General features: G+C 58.7%; 14 protein-coding genes, 1 tRNA gene and 2 pseudogenes. 6 read left to right on the top strand and 11 right to left on the bottom strand.

Going from position 1 to position 18,957, the window contains the following annotated elements:
- Positions 1–246 precede the first annotated feature (246 nt).
- The gene (locus G560_RS0109535; RefSeq protein ID WP_022704087.1) at positions 247–1,314 is read right to left on the bottom strand and encodes an Mrp/NBP35 family ATP-binding protein; all 1,068 of its coding nucleotides are present in this window, start codon (positions 1,312–1,314) and stop codon (positions 247–249) included.
- A gap of 248 nt (positions 1,315–1,562) precedes the next feature.
- Between G560_RS0109535 and G560_RS0109530 the strand changes: the two genes are divergently transcribed.
- Both G560_RS0109530 and G560_RS0109525 read left to right on the top strand, forming a co-directional pair.
- A complete protein-coding gene (locus G560_RS0109530; protein WP_022704086.1) occupies positions 1,563–1,778 on the top strand; it encodes a DUF1127 domain-containing protein in 216 nt (71 codons plus the stop codon).
- A gap of 641 nt (positions 1,779–2,419) precedes the next feature.
- Positions 2,420–3,568: a benzoate/H(+) symporter BenE family transporter gene (locus G560_RS0109525; RefSeq protein WP_028913930.1), complete on the top strand. Its 1,149-nt coding sequence runs from the start codon at positions 2,420–2,422 to the stop codon at positions 3,566–3,568.
- A gap of 27 nt (positions 3,569–3,595) precedes the next feature.
- Here the strand turns inward: G560_RS0109525 and G560_RS0109520 are convergent, their stop codons facing one another.
- Complete coding sequence (locus G560_RS0109520) at positions 3,596–5,959, bottom strand: ATP-dependent helicase (protein WP_022704084.1); 2,364 nt, start codon at positions 5,957–5,959, stop codon at positions 3,596–3,598.
- Between the two features lie 197 nt (positions 5,960–6,156).
- Here G560_RS0109520 and G560_RS0109515 point away from each other — a divergent pair, with 197 nt between their 5' ends.
- Together G560_RS0109515 and G560_RS0109510 are read left to right on the top strand one after the other, a co-directional pair.
- Positions 6,157–7,665 carry an MDR family MFS transporter gene (locus G560_RS0109515; protein WP_022704083.1) on the top strand — a complete coding sequence of 503 codons (1,509 nt, stop codon included), beginning with the start codon at positions 6,157–6,159 and terminating at the stop codon, positions 7,663–7,665.
- Positions 7,666–7,772: 107 nt separating this feature from the next.
- Positions 7,773–11,234: a pyruvate carboxylase gene (locus G560_RS0109510; protein WP_022704082.1), complete on the top strand. Its 3,462-nt coding sequence runs from the start codon at positions 7,773–7,775 to the stop codon at positions 11,232–11,234.
- Positions 11,235–11,237: 3 nt separating this feature from the next.
- Here G560_RS0109510 and G560_RS20990 read toward each other — a convergent pair whose 3' ends face one another.
- The 3 genes from G560_RS20990 to G560_RS0109495 form a co-directional block, all read right to left on the bottom strand.
- A complete protein-coding gene (locus G560_RS20990; protein WP_022704081.1) occupies positions 11,238–11,399 on the bottom strand; it encodes a hypothetical protein in 162 nt (53 codons plus the stop codon).
- Between the two features lie 60 nt (positions 11,400–11,459).
- Positions 11,460–11,696, bottom strand: a complete 237-nt coding sequence (locus G560_RS0109500) for an EF-hand domain-containing protein (protein WP_028913928.1) — start codon at positions 11,694–11,696, stop codon at positions 11,460–11,462.
- 201 nt (positions 11,697–11,897) lie between these two features.
- The gene (locus G560_RS0109495) at positions 11,898–12,419 is read right to left on the bottom strand and encodes an alkylphosphonate utilization protein (protein WP_022704079.1); all 522 of its coding nucleotides are present in this window, start codon (positions 12,417–12,419) and stop codon (positions 11,898–11,900) included.
- Between the two features lie 230 nt (positions 12,420–12,649).
- On the opposite strand from G560_RS0109495, the gene G560_RS0109485 reads away from it, so the two are divergent.
- A tRNA-Gly gene (locus G560_RS0109485) sits at positions 12,650–12,724 on the top strand.
- A gap of 240 nt (positions 12,725–12,964) precedes the next feature.
- On the opposite strand, the gene G560_RS18940 is transcribed toward G560_RS0109485, so the two are convergent.
- The 6 genes and pseudogenes from G560_RS18940 to G560_RS18935 all read right to left on the bottom strand — a co-directional run.
- Positions 12,965–14,434 carry a mannitol dehydrogenase family protein gene (locus G560_RS18940; RefSeq protein WP_022704078.1) on the bottom strand — a complete coding sequence of 490 codons (1,470 nt, stop codon included), beginning with the start codon at positions 14,432–14,434 and terminating at the stop codon, positions 12,965–12,967.
- Positions 14,435–14,447: 13 nt separating this feature from the next.
- Complete coding sequence (locus G560_RS0109470) at positions 14,448–15,221, bottom strand: L-iditol 2-dehydrogenase (RefSeq protein ID WP_022704077.1); 774 nt, start codon at positions 15,219–15,221, stop codon at positions 14,448–14,450.
- On the bottom strand, positions 15,218–16,222 hold the full coding sequence (locus G560_RS0109465) for an ABC transporter ATP-binding protein (protein WP_022704076.1): 1,005 nt from the start codon (positions 16,220–16,222) through the stop codon (positions 15,218–15,220). The genes G560_RS0109470 and G560_RS0109465 overlap by 4 nt, the downstream gene beginning before the upstream one ends.
- A gap of 12 nt (positions 16,223–16,234) precedes the next feature.
- Positions 16,235–17,065 (bottom strand): carbohydrate ABC transporter permease, encoded by an 831-nt coding sequence (locus G560_RS0109460; RefSeq protein WP_022704075.1) that lies wholly within the window; start codon positions 17,063–17,065, stop codon positions 16,235–16,237.
- A gap of 9 nt (positions 17,066–17,074) precedes the next feature.
- The gene (locus G560_RS0109455; RefSeq protein ID WP_022704074.1) at positions 17,075–17,941 is read right to left on the bottom strand and encodes a carbohydrate ABC transporter permease; all 867 of its coding nucleotides are present in this window, start codon (positions 17,939–17,941) and stop codon (positions 17,075–17,077) included.
- A gap of 123 nt (positions 17,942–18,064) precedes the next feature.
- Positions 18,065–18,616: pseudogene (locus G560_RS18935) on the bottom strand (extracellular solute-binding protein); the annotation flags it as partial.
- 160 nt (positions 18,617–18,776) lie between these two features.
- On the opposite strand from G560_RS18935, the pseudogene G560_RS0109445 reads away from it, so the two are divergent.
- Positions 18,777–18,957: pseudogene (locus tag G560_RS0109445) on the top strand (IS21 family transposase); the annotation flags it as partial.

Below are 18,957 nucleotides of genomic sequence, written 5' to 3'. Positions count from 1 at the left end.
GCCAAAAAAAGGCGGGAACGCGCAACAATCAGACCCCAAAACAGGATGAAACGGATCGAAAGATAGGAAATTTACCCGAAAGTGATTCGGAACTGTGGCGATTTCCCGAGGTATTCCCAAGAAATCCCACAGTTTGGGCCGCTACGGCCCATCGCATCCCATGACGGCGCCTGAAAATGGCCGCACCATGAAAAAGGCCGCGCTGGATGGGCGCGGCCTTTTATCGATCGGGTCAGGGCGAGGAAATCAGGCCATGCCACCCGCAATAAGCCGCGCAGCAAGGGTGGCATAGGCGGCGGCGGCGGGACCATCGCCCAGCGCGATCGGGGTGCCTGCATCGCCCGCGATACGGGTTTCAAGCTCTAGCGGCAATTCGCCAAGGAAGGGCACGCCGATCTTGGCTGCCTCGGCCGCCACGCCGCCATGACCGAACAAATGCGCCTCATGCCCGCATTGAGGGCAGTGATAGGTGGACATGTTTTCGATCAGGCCGAGCACAGGGGTTTTCAGCTTGGCAAACATATCCAGCGCGCGGCGGGCATCCAGCATGGCCACGTCTTGCGGGGTGGATACAACTATAGCGCCGGTCAGTTGGGTGCGCTGGCACAGGGTCAGCTGAATATCACCCGTGCCAGGGGGAAGGTCGATGATAAGAATGTCGAGCTGGCCCCATTCGACTTGGGTCAGCAGCTGTTGCAGCGCGCCCATGATCATCGGGCCGCGCCAGACCACGGCCTCATCTTCTTTCAGCATGAGGCCGATGGACATCACGGTGACGCCATGCGCCTGCAACGGGATGATGGTTTTGCCATCGGGGGATGCGGGGCGCTTGGAGACGCCCATCATGCGCGGCTGGCTGGGGCCGTATATATCGGCATCGAGCAAACCGACCCGCCTGCCCTGCTTGGCCAAGGCCACGGCAAGGTTTGACGACACGGTGGATTTGCCCACCCCGCCTTTGCCTGACCCCACTGCGATAATACGGTCAATACCATTGATCGGTGCAGGGCCGCCTTGTTGCGGGGTGGGATGCTGGCCGATTTTCAGGCTGGGCGGTTTGGGCGCGGGGCCGTGGGCTGTCATCACCGCTTGGACATTGGTGACACCGGGCAAGGCGCGCAAAGCCGTTTCCGCCTGCGCCTGAGCGGGGGCCAAGGCGCGGGCCTGATCGGGGGTTGCCGCCTCAATCACAAAGCGGACGGTGCCGCCATCAATCACCAAGGCGCGAATCAAGTCACGCGACACGAGCGTGCCCCCATCCGGCAAGGCCACGCCTGCCAAGGCTGTCATCACGCTGTCATTATCAAGGGCCATTCTTCGCACTCCGCTTAAATCTGGTGCATAGGGTGTCACTTTGCGCGCAAAGGGCAAGGGCGTGTTGACCAAATGCTAAAAAATAAGGCGAAGCGCCTGTTTACCTTAGGTAATTTAACCCCGAATGCCATTCCGTTCCTGCATAGCTGCATTGCAGCATTGGTATATTGTGCATTCGCAGCAATTACCCCATGTTATCCCTAACAGCGCGAATGAAAGCGCTTTGGTTAAGAGATACGAGGCATAACATGGCATATCTGAATACATCTTCTGCGGCTGGTTTTGGTCTGATGGACCGCATCGCCACCACAGTAAAATCGGTAAAAGAGTCGCTGCACCGCCGCCGCGTTTACAACCAGACGGTATCGGAATTGCGTGGCCTGTCGACCCGCGAATTGAATGATCTGGGCATCAATCGCTCGATGATCACCCGCATCGCACTTGAAGCGGCCTACGGGAAGTAACATCTAACTTGCAACGGCCCGATCCTCCTCCCCGGGCCTGATGCGACCACGGCGACACATCTCCTCCCTCCCCTCGTGTCGCCGTCCTTTATTCGAAACCCGCCGGATCGGTGGATTTCAGAGTTTTCATTCGGCGCTTTCCTCCTCCCTGCGCCGGATGAGATTAGCGGTGATCCCTATCCTCCTCCCGGGGATCACCGCACAGAATTCGGGTGCTGGTCTTCGTGATCACCCCACAACGGACACTCGGCGCTCTCCTCCTCCCTGCGCCGGGTGACAGATGCAGCGGTCCCTATCCTCCTCCCGGGGGCCGCTGCACCAAGGTTTCGGGTGCTGGTCTTCGTGATCACCCCACAACGGACATCCGGCGCTCTCCTCCTCCCTGCGCCGGGTGACAGATGCAGCGGTCCCTATCCTCCTCCCGGGGGCCGCTGCACCAAAGTTTCGGGCTGGCCCTGCGGGTTGCCCAACCGGATACCGCCGCCCTTTCCTCCCTCTGGGCCAGCGGTGAAAAGGCGCGGCGACACTCCTCCTCCTCCCTGAGTGTCGCCGCAGTCCCCTTTCCCAGATTTTGCGACTTGAAGCCCTGCGCAGGGGCGGGGATAGTCCGTCTTGCAATGTCATGCGAAATGGGCGGGTTTATGCGGCTATCTTTGTTTTCCTCGGCCATCGTGGCATCGCTTGTGGGCTATGGCAGCACGATTGCGCTGCTTTTATCGGCCGCGGCGGCCTTGGGGGCCACGCCTGCACAAAGCGCCTCATGGGTGTTTGCGATTTGCCTGGCCAAAGGGCTAACCAGCGGATTTCTAAGCTTTTATACGCGGGTGCCCGTGGTGTTGGCATGGTCCACGCCGGGCCTTGCGCTGATTGCCGCGAGTGGCGGGATCACGATGGTCGAAGCGGTGGGGGCGTTTTTGCTGGCAGCATCGCTGATCGTGCTGACAGGGGCCTGGGGGCCGCTGGGCCGCTTGGTGCAGCGGATACCCGATGGCATTGCGGCGGGGATGTTGGCGGGGGTGTTGCTGCCATTTTGCCTGCCCTTGATGGGCGCGATTGAGGGTTTGCCGCTTTTGGTGCTGCCGATGATTGGCGTTTTTGCCGTGGTGCGGCTGCGCAATCCGGCACTCGCCGTGCTGGCGGCACTGGCTGTGGGCGTGGGACTGGCGTTTGCGCTGGGTCAGGCCACCCTGCCCGCACTATCGCTGGGCCTACCGCAGATCACGTTGATTGCGCCAGAGTTTCGCGCCTCGGTGCTGGTGGGTTTGGGACTGCCGCTGTTTTTGGTGACAATGGCGTCGCAAAACCTGCCCGGGTTTGCGGTGCTGCGGGCGGCGGGCTATGTGGCCCCTGTGCGCCCTGCGCTGATCGGTACGGGGGCTGCGTCTTTCCTATCGGCCTTTGCAGGGGCCCATACGATCAGCATGGCGGCGATTACGGCGGCGATTTGCCTGGGCGAGGACACCCACCCCGACCGCAATGAACGCTGGAAAGTGGGCCTCGCCTATGCAGGCGTCTGGCTGCTGCTGGGGCTGTTCAGCCCGCTGATCATTCCAATTATTGCCGCCTTGCCGCCCGCGTTGATCGCCGCCTTGGTGGGCTTGGCGCTGCTCGGGCCCTTGATGGGCGCGGCCACTGGGGCCTTTGCCCATGCCGATCAACGCTTTGCGGCTTTGGTCACGTTGGTCACTACAGCCTCATCTGTCTCGTTCTTTGGCATTGGGGCCGCGTTCTGGGGCTTGCTCGCGGGGCTTGCGGTTTGTGCCTTGGAACAGGTCACGAAAAAGACCTGACCCCCCATTTCATCTTTGCCCAAATACTCAAAACGGCAGGTCATGCGCCTGATCGGCGGGCATCACGAACCCTGCAACCACTTTTTTCAACCCCGCCTTGTCAAAGGCCACGTCCAGCTTGTCGCCCTCAATACCCTCAATCGTGCCATAGCCGAATTTCTGATGGAACACGCGGTCGCCACGCGTGAATGACGACACGGCGGCAAGGTCGATCACGGTATTTTTCGCCTCGCGCGGTTGGCTGGTGGGGCGCTGCGCAGATCGTTCCTGCATCCGCCGCCAACCCGGGCTGTTATAGACATCGGCGCTGGCCACGCGTTCTTCCAACCGTGGCGCGGGGGCGGCGGCACCGAACCCACCACCGTAAAGGCCGGGGGGCGTGAGGATGTCGACATGCGCGATCGGCAATTCATCAATAAAGCGGCTGGGAAGCTGGCTTTGCCATTGGCCATAGACGCGGCGGTTCGAGGCAAAGGAAATCGTGCACAGCGCCTCGGCTCGCGTGATGCCGACATAGGCAAGGCGGCGTTCCTCCTCTAGCCCCTTGGTGCCGCTTTCGTCCATGCTGCGCTGGCTGGGGAACAAGCCATCCTCCCAGCCCGGTAAAAACACGGCGGGAAATTCGAGGCCCTTGGCGGCGTGCAGGGTCATAATTGACACTTTCGCACCTTGTTCCTCGGTCTGGTTGTCCATGATCAGGCTGACATGTTCCAAGAAACCTTGCAAATTCTCAAAGTTATCAAGGGCTTTGACAAGTTCCTTCAGGTTTTCCAACCGCCCCGGCCCTTCGGGGGTTTTGTCATTTTGCCACATCGCGGTATAGCCGGATTCTTCCAAAATAACCTCAGCCAGCTCCACGTGGTTATAGTCGGGCTGCAAGGTGGCGATGTGCCAGCGGTCCATCCCATCGACAAAGGCGCGCAGCTGGCCTGCGCCTTTGCCGCCGATCCCGCCATCGGCAAGCAGTTGGCGCGCGCCTTGCAGCAAGGACATGCCGCTGGCCCGCGCGGTGCGCTGGATGTTTTGCACGGCTTTGTCGCCCAAGCCGCGTTTGGGGGTGTTGACGATGCGTTCAAAGGCGAGGTCGTCTTCGGGCGAGATCGCAAGGCGGAAATAGGCCATCGCATCGCGGATTTCCAAACGCTCATAGAAACGCGGGCCACCGATGACGCGGTAGGGCAGACCGATGGTTAGAAACCGATCCTCGAACGCGCGCATCTGGTGGCTGGCGCGGACAAGGATGGCCATATCATCAAGGCTGTGCGGGTCCATATGGCGGGTGCCGCGTTGCAATGCCTCCATCTCATCGCCGATCCAGCGGGCCTCTTCCTCACCATCCCAATGGCCGATCAGGCGGATTTTCTCGCCGTCTTTTTCCTCGGTCCACAGGGTTTTGCCAAGCCGCCCCGTGTTGCCCGCGATCACGGCGGACGCGGCGGCGAGGATATGGGGGGTGGAGCGGTAGTTTTGTTCCAGCCGGACAACGTGGGAGCCGGGAAAATCCGCCTCGAACCGCAGGATATTGCCCACTTCCGCCCCGCGCCAGCCGTAGATCGACTGGTCATCATCGCCCACGCAGCAGATGTTTTTATGGGCCTGCGCCAAAAGTCGCAGCCACAGGTATTGGGCGACGTTGGTATCTTGGTATTCATCGACAAGGATGAATTTGAACCAGCGTTGATACTGCTGCAAAATATCGCTGTGGGTTTGGAAGATGGTGACGGTGTGCAAAAGCAGGTCGCCGAAATCGGTGGCGTTCAGGGTGCGCAGACGGTCTTGGTACTGCTGATACAGTTCGGTGCCACGGTTGTTATAGGCGGCGGCTTCGGACGATGGTACCTTTTCAGGGGTCCACGCGCGGTTTTTCCACGCGTCAATAATGCCCGCCAACATCTTGGGCGGCCAGCGTTTTTCGTCAATACCATTGGCGGTGACAAGTTGTTTCAGCAGGCGAAGTTGGTCATCCGTATCCAGAATGGTGAAGTTTGGCTTTAAACCCACCAATTCGGCATGGCGGCGCAGGATTTTGACCGAAACGGAATGGAACGTGCCCATCCATTTCATGCCCTCGGCATTGCCGATCATGCGGCCCACGCGGTCTTTCATTTCCCGCGCGGCCTTGTTGGTAAAGGTCACGGCCAGAATTTCATGCGGCTGCGCGCGCCCTGTGTTCAGCATGTGGACAATACGGGTGGTCAGCGCCTTGGTTTTGCCCGTGCCCGCCCCTGCAAGCATTAGGACGGGACCATCCATCGCCTCAACCGCGGCGCGTTGGGCGGGGTTCAGGTCGTCAAGATAGGGCGCAGGCCGCGCAGCAAGGGCGCGTTGCGAAAGCGGCACCTGTGGTGCGGCGGCGGCCTCATAGGCGTCATGTTCATCATATCCGTTCATGGATGAGAGGTTAGCGCGGAAAATTGCTAAGGGAAAGGGCTGTTCTTCTATTGTTCTGCAAGCGTTGGTGGCGGCGCAGATGAAGCGGGCCGCTTGCGCAAGATATGGTGATTTGAGTGCGTCACCTCTGGTCTGTGGGCGCAATTCGGGTAGATTAGCCTGTCGCCTCGGCACGGTTGCCGCATGAAAGAATTGATATGACAGAAAATTTCCAGAACCCAACCCCTGCCCCGCCGAGCCAGTCCATCCGATTGGTGATTGGGTCGGTGGCGGTGCTCTTGCTGCTGGCATCCTTGGACCAGACCATCGTGTCCACCGCTTTGCCGACGATTGTTGCCGATCTTGGCGGGCTGGACCATCTTTCATGGGTGGTGACGGCGTATATTCTGGCGTCGACCATCGCCGCCCCGCTGTATGGCAAGCTGGGCGATTTATACGGGCGGCGGCGGATGGTGTTTTTTTCAGTTGGGCTGTTTTTGCTGGGGTCCACGCTGTGCGGGATAGCGCAAAGCATGGAGTTTTTGATTGCGGCGCGGGCCTTGCAGGGATTGGGCGGCGGCGGGTTGTTTGTGCTGGCGCTGTCGGTGATTGGCGATGTTATTCCGCCGCGCGATCGGGGCAAAATTCAAGGCGTGTTTGCGGGGGTGTTTTCGCTGTCGGCGGTGATGGGGCCACTGCTCGGCGGTTGGTTTGTGGATGCGTTCAGCTGGCACTGGATTTTCTTTATCAACCTGCCATTGGGCGCGCTTGCGGTTGCGGGCTTTGCCATCGGGTTTTCGGCCACGGGCAAACGGGCCAGCCACAAGATTGACTGGGCCGGGGCTGCGGCGCTGACGCTGGCCTTGGGAAGTTTGACACTTGTCACCAGCCTTGGCGGGCGGTCGATTGAGTGGGCATCGCCCAGCGCCTTGGGGTTGATTGCGCTTTGCGCGGCATCGACGGCGGCGTTTATCGCGATTGAACAGCGCGCGGCAGAGCCGATTTTGCCGTTGTCCCTGTTTACGCAGAATGTTTTCGTGTTCACAAGCATTCTGGGGTTCATCACAGGTGCTGCGTTGTTTGGGGCGGTGACGTTTTTGCCGCTGTATTTGCAGATCGCCAAGGGAATTACGCCCACGGTTTCGGGTTTGTTGCTGATCCCTTTGACGGTTGGGATTTTGATTGCAAGCACCAGTGCGGGGCAGTTCATGGGGCGCACAGGGCGCTACCGCGTGTTGCCGATGTTTGGGATGGGGTTGATCGTGGCGGGGGCCTTGTTGTTGACGCAGATTGCGCGCGACACGGGGATGGTTGGTTTTGGCCTGTCGATTGCGGTGCTCGGCCTTGGTCTTGGCTGTATTTTTCCCGTGGTGACAACGGCGGTGCAAAATGCGGTGCCGCGCGCGCAATTGGGGACAGCGACGGCGGCGGGGGTGATGTTTCGCCAAGTTGGCGGGTCGCTGGCTGTGGCGGTGTTTGGCGCAATGTTCGCAGGCCGGATGGCCGATGTGCTGGGCGACCGCGCGGCGGAATTGGGCGGCGAGATTGGGCCGCAGATCATGGCAACCCTGACGCCAGAGTTGCAAGACACCGTTGCCACGGCGATCGTGACCGCCATTCATCCGATTTTCTGGATTGTGGCGGCAATGGCGCTGGTGGGTCTTGGTTTTGCGCAGCTGCTGCGCGAGGTGCCGCTGGAAAGCCGAGTGGTTCCGAAAGGGGAATGATTACCCCAATTCTTGCACAAATGTTTCAAGAAAAGCCAAAGAATGGGTTGCGCTGCACTGCGGCACGAATAGAGTGCGCGCAACCTTAGTCTTTGGGAGTGACCGACATGGCCGAATTCCGCAAAATTCTAATTGCCAATCGTGGCGAGATTGCCATCCGCGTGATGCGTGCCGCCAATGAGATGGGCAAGAAAACCGTGGCGGTTTATGCCGAAGAGGACAAGCTGGGCCTGCACCGGTTCAAGGCGGATGAGGCGTACCGGATTGGCGACGGCCTGTCACCGGTGGGCGCGTATTTGAGCATTCCCGAGATTATCCGCGTGGCCAAGATGTCGGGCGCGGATGCCATTCACCCCGGCTATGGGTTGCTGTCGGAAAACCCGGATTTTGTGGATGCCTGTGATGCGGCGGGGATTACGTTTATTGGCCCCAAGGCGGACACCATGCGGGCGTTGGGGGATAAGGCCAGCGCGCGGCGGGTGGCGGTCGAGGCCGGTGTTCCCGTTATTCCCGCAACCGATGTTTTGGGCGACGATATGGCGTTGATTAAACGCCAAGCGGCGGAGGTTGGCTATCCGTTGATGTTGAAAGCGTCATGGGGTGGCGGCGGCCGTGGGATGCGGCCGATCAATTCCGAGGCAGAGCTGGCCGATAAGGTGCGCGAAGGGCGGCGCGAGGCCGAAGCGGCGTTTGGCAATGGCGAGGGTTTTCTGGAAAAGATGATCACCCGTGCGCGCCATGTCGAGGTGCAGATCCTTGGCGACAAGCATGGCGAGATTTACCATTTGTATGAGCGGGACTGTTCGGTCCAGCGCCGCAACCAAAAGGTTGTGGAACGTGCGCCTGCGCCCTATTTGACCGATGCCCAGCGCGCCGAAGTGTGTGAATTGGGCCGCAAGATCTGTGCGCATGTGGGCTATGAATGCGCAGGCACGGTCGAATTCCTGATGGATATGACCGACGACAAGTTCTATTTCATCGAGGTGAACCCGCGCGTGCAGGTTGAACATACGGTGACCGAAGAAGTCACCGGTATTGATATTGTGCAGGCGCAAATCCGGATTGCCGAGGGCAAGACGCTTGCCGAGGCGACAGGGGCCGCATCGCAGGCCGATGTCACTTTGTCGGGCCATGCGCTGCAATGCCGCGTGACGACCGAGGACCCGCAAAACAACTTTATCCCCGATTATGGGCGTTTGACCGCGTATCGTTCGGCCACGGGCATGGGGATCCGGCTGGATGGTGGCACGGCCTATGCGGGTGGTGTGATCACGCGCTATTATGACAGTTTGCTGGTGAAAGTGACCGCTTGGGCGCAGACGCCGGAAAAGGCGATTGCGCGGATGGACCGCGCGCTGCGCGAGTTTCGGATACGCGGCGTTTCCACCAACATCGCCTTTGTGGAAAACCTGCTGAAGCATCCCACGTTCTTGGATGACACCTATACCACCAAGTTTATCGACAACACGCCCGAGCTGATGGATTTCAAGAAACGCCGCGACAGGGCGACGAAAATCCTGACCTATATTGCCGATATTACGGTGAACGGGCATCCCGAAACCGCTGGTCGCCCCTTGCCTGCCAGCGGCATCCGCACGCCAAAACCCCCTGCCCTGCGGTCCGAGCCGCAGATGGGCACGCGCAACCTGTTGGAACAAAAGGGCCCGCAGGCTGTGGCCGACTGGATGCGCGCGCAGACGAAAGTGCTGATCACCGACACCACAATGCGTGACGGGCACCAATCCCTGTTGGCCACGCGGATGCGGTCGATTGATATGATCCGCGTGGCGCCTGCCTATGCTGCCAATCTGGGCGGGTTGTTTTCGGTGGAATGCTGGGGCGGGGCCACGTTTGATGTGGCGTATCGGTTCTTGCAAGAATGTCCGTGGCAGCGGCTGCGCGATATTCGCGCGGCCATGCCGAATGTGATGACGCAGATGCTGCTGCGCGCGTCGAACGGGGTGGGCTATACCAACTATCCTGACAATGTGGTGCAGGCGTTCGTGAAACAGGCCGCCGAGACGGGGGTTGATGTGTTTCGGGTTTTTGATTCACTCAACTGGGTCGAAAACATGCGCGTGGCGATGGACGCGGTGGTTGAGGCGAACAAGGTTTGCGAAGGCACAATTTGCTATACCGGAGATATGCTGAACCCTGATCGGGCCAAATATGACCTGAAATATTACGTTGCGATGGGTAAGGATTTGAAGGCCGCAGGCGCGCATGTGCTGGGGCTGAAGGATATGGCGGGGCTGTTGAAACCCGCGGCGGCCCGCGTGCTGGTCAAGGCGTTGAAGGAAGAGGTTGGCCTGCCGATCCATTTCCACACGCATGACACGGCGGGGATTGCGTGTGCCACCATTCTGGCCGCCGCCGAGGCGGGTGTGGATGCGGTGGATTGCGCGATGGATGCGCTGTCTGGGAACACGTCACAGGCGACTTTGGGGACCATTGTCGAGGCCTTGGCGCATACCGACCGCGATACGGGGCTGGATATTGGCGCCATTCGTGAGATTTCGAACTATTGGGAAGGCGTGCGCGCCCATTACGCGGCGTTTGAGAGCGGCCTGCAAGCGCCAGCATCCGAGGTGTATTTGCACGAAATGCCGGGCGGTCAGTTTACCAACCTGAAGGCGCAAGCGCGGTCTTTGGGGTTAGAGGAACGCTGGCATGAGGTGGCGCAGACCTATTCGGACGTGAACAAGATGTTCGGCGATATCGTCAAAGTCACACCCAGTTCAAAGGTGGTTGGCGACATGGCCTTGATGATGGTGGCCCAAGGGCTGAACCGCGCACAGGTCGAAGACCCTGACGTCGAGGTGGTCTTCCCCGAGTCTGTCGTTGACATGCTGCGCGGCAATCTGGGGCAACCGCACGGCGGCTGGCCACAAGGCATTCAGCAAAAGGTACTGAAAGGCGAGGCGCCGTTCACCGACCGCCCCGGTGCCAAACTGCCCCCGATAGACCTAGAGGCCACACGCGCCAAATTGGCCAGTGATCTGGCGGCCGGCGCCGAAGAGCCGGATGATGAAACCGTGGATGATGAGGATCTGAACGGCTATCTGATGTATCCAAAGGTGTTCATGGAGTACCGCACCCGCCACCGCCTGTACGGTCCTGTGCGCATTCTGCCCACGCGGACATTTTTCTATGGGATGGAAGAAGGCGAAGAAATCTCGGCCGAAATCGGGTCAGGCAAAACGCTTGAAATCCGGCTGCAAACCCTGAGCGAGACCAGCGACGATGGTAATGTGAAGGTGTTCTTTGAGCTGAACGGCCAACCGCGCGTTATTCGCGTGCCAAACCGCGCGATCAAGGCAAAAACCGCCGCCAAGCCAAAGGCCGTTGACGGGAATGCCGGCCATATCGGCGCGCCCATGCCGGGATCGATTGCGTCTGTTGGCGTGACGGTGGGGCAAAAGGTCAATGCGGGCGATCTGTTGCTGACGATCGAGGCGATGAAGATGGAAACCGGCCTGCACGCCGACCGCGCGGCGGTGGTAAAGGCTGTACATGTAAGCCCCGGCGCGCAGATCGATGCCAAGGATTTGCTGGTAGAGTTGGAGTAAGGCTCACCGCGCAAAGCGGCGCGCGACATGTTTGCGCGCCGTCATCCCGTCCTGCGCGCCTTCCAACTTCATCTTGGCCAAAATACTTCGGGGGGAATGGGCCGCAAGGCACAGGGGGGCAGCGCCCCCGCCACCGTCAACCTGCAAAAGACCACCCGAAAACAAAAGGGCCGCCGCGATGTGCGACGGCCCCTTGGACCCGAGCGGATGCTGGGTCAGGTCTGCTTATGCAGGGATATGGCCTGCTTCAACAGCTGCTGCCAGCTCTTCCATGTCGATGGAACCATCGGCATTGGTATCGGCGGCTGCAAAGTTTTCTGCGGTCAGATCTGGGAAGGATACAACCAGCTCTTCCATCGAGTATACGCCATTGCCATCGGTGTCAGCGATAACTGTCTGAGCGTTTGCCTGAGCCACTACCAAAGCCGAGATTGCGCCGAGGGCCAGAACGAATTTCTTCATAGTTAGTCTCCAAAAATAGCCCCTATGGGGCCGCGTCAAAGGCACATTACCTTCACCGCGCAACATACTGATAACGGGGGGATAATCCAGATCGATTCTTTGGGCCTTGGGCGCTTTTTTGCCGAGATTTCGGGCCGTGAGCGGAAAGCTGCAGGTGTGGCCCCCTGCCAAGGCCCATGCCCAATTCTGCGATTGCGGCGGCTATTTCTTCTTTACGAACTCAGTCAGAATCACGATGCGCTGACCGTCAACCCGCCCCTCGATATGCGCAGCATTATCGGCAACCAAGGTGATGGACCGCACGGCGGTGCCGCGTTTAGCAACCATGCTGGTGCCTTTGACGGGCAAGTCCTTGATCAACACAACGGTATCGCCCGCGGCCAAGACAACACCGTTGCTATCGCGGTGTTCCACCGCATCGGGCGCATCGACCACCGCCTGCACTTCAGGCAAAAGGATCATTGCATCACGGGTCTCGGTGGCCCATGCCTCGTCCAAGCTGCGCAGGCGGCGCCAGACGGCGTATTGCACAGCGGGTACAGCTGACCATGCCGCGCCTTCAAGGCAACGCCAGTGGCCTGCGCTATCGGCGCGGTCGCCGCGACACACGGCACAGAGGACGACGGGGCCAAGGGGTGCCACCTCGACACCACCCAAACGCAGGTCGCCACCGCAGAATTCACAAACACCGCCGCTGCGGGTCAAAAGCTCGTCCAATGTCATCGGGTCATCCTTATCTGGCTTTCCTTGGCATAGGCAGAGCGGCCTTGATTGGCAATGCCCGACGCGCACCGCCCAAAGTCGACTTTTATGGCGTTTTCAGAGCGTTATGCGGCGAGCTTGCAGAGGGGCGAAAAGTTTTCTGCGGAAAATGACGAAAAAAATGTCACCAATGCATTTTCCCCCTTGCAGCGGACGCGCTGTCTTTATACATCGTGCCTTACCGAAACGGTGCGGGCGTAGCTCAGGGGTAGAGCATAACCTTGCCAAGGTTAGGGTCGGGCGTTCGAATCGCCTCGCCCGCTCCATTTCGGTTAGTCTTGTCAAAGACTTACAAAAGGCCGCCTTCGGGCGGCTTTTTTGTTGTTCCCATTCGTTGGCATTTTCTTCCCTTGGAACAAGGCCCCCAGTGCGCGCTGATTGCTGGCACAAGCCTGTGCGGGCCTCAGTTTGCGCTATGGCTGAAACCGGTTTGGTCTGATGCAATTTGAAATGCAAAACGCGGCCAAGATGATCTTGGCCGCGTTTTACAGGGCTTTCGCGCGGCGTTACGTTTTTGCGCAATAGGCGTCAATCGTGGCGACGGTGCCATTGGCCCAAATGCTGGTTAGGGCTGCGGTAAAAGCAACCGAAAAACCCGGGTTTTGCGCCAGATCGCTATAGATATGGCTTTGGTTCAACCAAGCCTGCGGGTTAGATTTGGCGGCGCGGGCTGCGGTTTGCAGCGCGTCCCAGAACGGATCGTTCGGCGTGATCTGACTGCCGTCTTCGCGCGTGCCTTCGCACATACGGGCCCAGATCGCCTCGACCAGCGCCAAACCTTCGATGGGCACACCAGAGGCCAAGCCAGAGCGCACCAGCGGCAGCAAGAAACCGGGGTGGCGCGACGAGCCGTCAAAGGCCACGCGGCGGGTGGTGTCGACGATGGAGGGATTGGAAAACCGCTGTTCGATCAGGTCGACATAGGCGGTTGGCGTCATGCCGGGGACGGGTTTCACATGCGGGGCAATCTCGGTCATTTCGACCTTGCTGAACAGCGCGCGGATGGCCGGGTGGGCCATACAGCCCGCGATGGTTTCAACCGACAGCACCTCGCCTGCGTTGGCGATGACCTGATGACCCGCGTTCAGGATGCGAATTTTCATGGTTTCGTAGTCATGCACATGGGGGGTAAAGGTGGCGCCCACCTTGTCCCAATCGGGGCGACCTGCGCAGAACGCATCCTCGATCACCCATTGGCGAAAGTTTTCATGCGTGACGGGGGCCGCGTCTTCGATGCCAAATTCGCGGGCCAAGGCCAGTTCGTTCGGGCCAGTCGCAGGCACGATGCAATCGACCATCGAATTGGGGAAGGTGCAGTGGGTGTCAATCCAATCAGCCAAATCGGGGGCGGACATGCGGGCAAGGCCCACAATGGTTTGGCGCAAGATCGCGCCATTGCCTTGCAGGTTGTCGCAGCTTTGACAGGTGAAGGGGCCAATGCCTTGGTCACGGCGCAGTTTCAGCGCCGCTATCATCGCGCCAAAGGCGGTTTTGGGCGCGTCGGGATGGGCCGCGTCATAGACGATATCGGGATGGGCTGCGTTAAAGCTGCCATCGGTCGGATTGATGTAATAGCCGCCTTCGGTCACGGTCAGCGCGACAATACGGATCGCGGGGTCGGCCATTTGGTGGATCAGCGCGGCGTTGCCCTTCTCCACGGCAACAAAGCCGATCATCGAGCCTGTCACCTCGGCCGATTTTCCCGAGGGGTCAAGTTCGATCAGCGTGGTCAGGCAATCTTGGGCCAGCAGCTTGTCGCGCATTGCAGTATCTGTGGCGCGGACCCCTGCCCCGATGATCGCCCAATCATGGTTTACCCCTGCGTCAAACAAGCGGTGCAGATACCACGCCTGATGGCCACGGTGAAAGTTGCCAAGGCCGATATGCACGATGCCCGGCGTCAAGGTTGCGCGGTCATAGCGGGGCACCCGAACGGTTTTGGGAAGCGCGGCCAGCGTGGCGTTGGACAGTTTCATACGGGTCTTCCTATCAGCTCATCCATTGGCCGCCGTCGACGTTATACGTCTGCGACAGGATATAATCGGATTCGGGCGAGGCGAGGAAAATTGCCATCCCTGTCAGGTCATTGGGGGTGGCAAAGCGGCCTGCGGGCACGCCTGCGGCCACTTCGGCCTTTTTCTGGCCGGGGGCTTTGCCTTCAAGTTTCGCAAACATCGCATCCACATGGACCCAATGGTCGCCGTCCACCACACCGGGAGCGATGGCATTGACGTTGATGCCATGCTTTATCAGGTTCAGGCCGGCCGATTGGGTCATGGAAATGACAGCCGCCTTGGTGGAACAATAGACCAGAACAAGGCTTTCGCCGCGACGCCCCGCTTGCGATGCCATGTTGATGATCTTGCCGCCGTGGCCTTGCGCGATCATCTGCTTGGCCGCCGCTTGCATGGTGAACAAGGTGCCTGCCACGTTCACGGCGTAGAGTTTGTCATAGCTGGCACGGGTGATATCGACCGTTTCGGCCGCATCAAACAAGGCGGCGTTATTGATCAGAATGTCGAGTTTGCCCGCGCGGGCGACGACCGCCGCGATGGCCGCGTCTATACTGGATTGGTCGCTGACATCCAGTTGGACCGCATAGGCGGCGGAGCCAATCTCGCTTGCTGCAGCCTTGGCGGCGTCAAGGTTAATGTCTGCAATGGCCACGGTCGCACCTTCGCGCACATAGGCTTCGGCAAAGCCGCGACCGATGCCACGCGCAGCACCAGTGATTAAGGCTGATTTTCCTGAGAGGCGTGTCATTCGATCCGCAGTCCTTTATCATCAAACTTGTGCAAATGGGTCATATCCGGTGTCAAATAGACGGTATCACCGGATTTCAGATCAAATTCACCCGGCACGCGGACTGTGATGCCATCGGTCAGACCGGTGTCATGGACATAAAAGAACGTGTCGGACCCCAGATGTTCGGACACGCCAACACGGCCTTTCCACATGCCTTCGGTTTTGGACACGCCCATATGTTCGGGGCGGATGCCAATGGTGGTGGCGTTGTGTTTGGCCGCCTCGGCCCCTGCGATCAGGTTCATTTTGGGCGAACCGATGAAACCTGCCACGAACAGGTTGCGCGGACGACGATAGAGTTCCAGCGGGCTGCCCACCTGTTCGATATGGCCCGCACGCAGCACCACGATTTTATCGGCCATAGTCATGGCTTCGACCTGATCGTGGGTCACGTAAATCATTGTCGTTTTCAGGCGTGAGTGCAGTTCGGTGATTTCCAAGCGCATGCCAACGCGCAACGCCGCATCAAGGTTTGACAGCGGTTCGTCAAACAAAAACGCCGCCGGTTCGCGCACAATCGCCCGGCCAATCGCCACACGCTGCCGCTGACCACCCGAAAGCTGGCCGGGTTTACGGTCAATATAATCGGTCAGGTTCAGGATTTTCGCAGCATTATCAATGCGGCGGTCCTGTTCGGCCTTGTCCATGCCTGCCATTTTCAACGGAAAGGCGATGTTTTTGCGCACCGACATATGCGGATAGAGCGCATAGGATTGGAACACCATTGCCAAACCGCGCTTGGCGGGAGGGATCATCGTGGCGTCGTTGCCATCAATGCGGATCTGGCCGCCAGATACATCCTCTAGCCCCGCAATCAGGCGCAAAAGCGTGGATTTGCCACAGCCCGAGGGGCCAACGAACACAACAAATTCGCCTTCTTCGATGGTCAGGTCCAGTGGCGGAATGACCTGCACGTCACCAAATCGCTTTTCGACCTTATCAAGAGTAATACGTCCCATAATCCGAGCTCCTTATTTCACTGCGCCAAAGGTGAGGCCGCGAACGAGTTGTTTTTGGCTGAACCAGCCCATGATGAGAATTGGTGCGATGGCCATCGTCGAGGCCGCCGAAAGCTTGGCGTAAAACAGACCTTCGGGGCTGGAATAGCTGGCGATAAAGGCGGTCAGGGGGGCTGCTTTGGCTGCCGTCAGGTTCAACGTCCAGAACGCTTCGTTCCACGCAAGGATGACGTTTAGCAAAATCGTAGAGGCAATGCCCGGGATCGCCATCGGGGTCAGGACATAGATGATTTCCTTGCCAAGCGATGCGCCATCCATCCGGGCGGCTTCCAAAATCTCGGCCGGGATTTCCTTGAAATAGGTGTATAGCATCCAGATGATGATCGGCAGGTTGATTAACATCAGAACAATAACCAGACCGATGCGCGTATCCAGTAGCCCCATTTTGATAAAGATAAGGTACATCGGATAGAGCACGCCGACCGCAGGCAACATCTTGGTCGACAGCATCCACATCAGGATGTCTTTGGTCCGACGTGACGGCACAAAGGCCATCGACCAAGCCGCTGGCACCGCAATTAGGATGCCAAGCAGCGTAGAGCCGCCAGCGATGATGATCGAATTCCACAGAAAACGCATATAATCAGAGCGTTCCTGCACCACGGCGTAGTTTTCCAATGTCCAGTCAAAAAACAGGAATTTCGGCGGGAAGGCGATAGCGTCGGCTTCGGATTTAAAGCTGGTCAGGATTGTCCAAAGGATCGGAAAGAAGATTATAAGTCCGATGCCCCAGGCAAATGCCGTGTTGATCGTCTTTTGCTTATTTGTGATTGAGCGCGCCATGATGTTCCCTCACGAGTCCAGGTTCTTGCCGACAATGCGCATCAGGAAGATGGCGACAATGTTGGCGAGAATGATTGCAAAGACACCACCGGCCGAGCCCAAGCCCACGTTCTGGCTTTCCAACACGCGCTGGAAGATGAGGTAGGTCAGGGTTTTGGAGCCGAACGCCCCGGCGGTGGTCACATAGATTTCCGCAAAGATTGACAAAAGAAAGATGGTCTGGATCAAGATCACAACGGTGATCGAGCGGCCAAGATGCGGCACGATGATATACCAGAAACGCTTTACCTTTGGTGCGCCGTCAATTTCGGCGGCCTCGAGCTGTTCGCTGTCAAGCGATTGAATTGCGGTCAATAGAATAAGGGTCGCGAAGGGAAGCCACTGCCAGCTGACGATCAGAATGATACTTGAGAGCGGCGCTTGGATCATCCATTCAACGGGAGCAGCGCCGAAAAACCGGGCGACATGCGCAAAAAGCCCGTTCACCGAGTCAAGAAACATGTTTTTCCAAACCAACGCCGACACGGTTGGCATAACAAAGAACGGCGCGATGACGAGGATACGGACAATGCCTTGTCCCCACATCGGCTGGTCAAGCAGCAAGGCCAGCAAAACGCCCAAAGTCACGGTTATGATAAGCGTGCCAATAACGATGATCATCGTGGCCCCAACGGCGGGCCAAAAAGCCGACGATGAGAAAAACCGCGCGTAGTTGTCAAAACCCGCAAAGCCCAGATCACCCCCCCGCAACGGCAGATAGTTACGGAACGAGAACCAGAGTGTCATGATGAGCGGTACGAGCATCCAGCCCAGAAGTAAAATAACAGCAGGCGCCATCATTATTCGGGCAGCGGTACGAGAAGCTTTGGTAGCCATTGGACAATCCTCCCCTGACAGCACAAAACGCGCTTTGTCTACAGGTTTAGGTGATGATGGAATGGGGTGAAAAGTGGCCGGGGGGCGGACAAGCCGCCCCCCAGACTTCGGTGGCAGTCGGGCTTAGTAGCCAGCTGCTTCCATAGCGTCAGAAGCGATTTTCTGGGCTTTTGCCAGAGCTTCTTCAACGGTCTGCTGACCAGCATAAGCTGCCGAGAATTCCTGGCTCACGTCTGTCGCGATGCCTGCAAATTCTGGGATAGCCGCGAACTGAACACCTACGTAAGGCACCGGATCAACCGTTGGTTCTTGCGGGTTAGCCGACAGGATCGAGTCCAGTGTCATTTTTGCGAATGGCACTTTCTGGTACTCTGGGTTTGCGTAAAGCGAAGCGCGTGCGCCCGGAGGAACGTTTGCCCAGCCTTCTTTAGCCGCTACGAGGTCGATATATTCCTTGGAGGTTGCCCATTCCAGGAACTCTTTTGCAGCTGCTTCTTTCTGAGTACCTGCTGGGATAGCAAGTGCCCAAGCCCAAAGCCAGTTGGAGCGCTTGCCCAAACCGTTGTCAGGTGCCAGTGCAAAGCCAACATGCTCAGCTACGGTCGAATCCTTTGGGTTAGTCACGAAGGATGCCGCAACCGTTGCGTCGATCCACATGCCGCACTTGCCCTGCTGGTGAGAACGGCAGTGCAAAAGTGAGCCACGGAAGTGGCGTGATAATCTCGCTGCGGGCAATGTAAAATGTTGCCACTTTGGCCCTTACTGGTTTCAGGGAGGGCGGGAGATTTTAGTCGTGGATTTATATTTGAAGGTCCGCCTCGCGCGTCGGGGCGGCATGAGCGAACGGGTGGCAGCGGGCCATTTCGGGATTTCGCGTGCGAGCGTGAAGAAGATGATGATGTTTTCGGTCCCGCCCGGATATCAACGAACGGCAGATATCAAGCGGCCCAAACTTGATGGCTTCACCGGCTTCATTGATCAATGGCTGCAGGACGATCTCAGCCGGAACCGGAAGC

The organism is Pseudorhodobacter ferrugineus DSM 5888 (genome assembly GCF_000420745.1).
Classification (GTDB): Bacteria; Pseudomonadota; Alphaproteobacteria; order Rhodobacterales; family Rhodobacteraceae; genus Pseudorhodobacter; species Pseudorhodobacter ferrugineus.
This window is presented reverse-complemented; position numbering and strand designations above follow the sequence as displayed.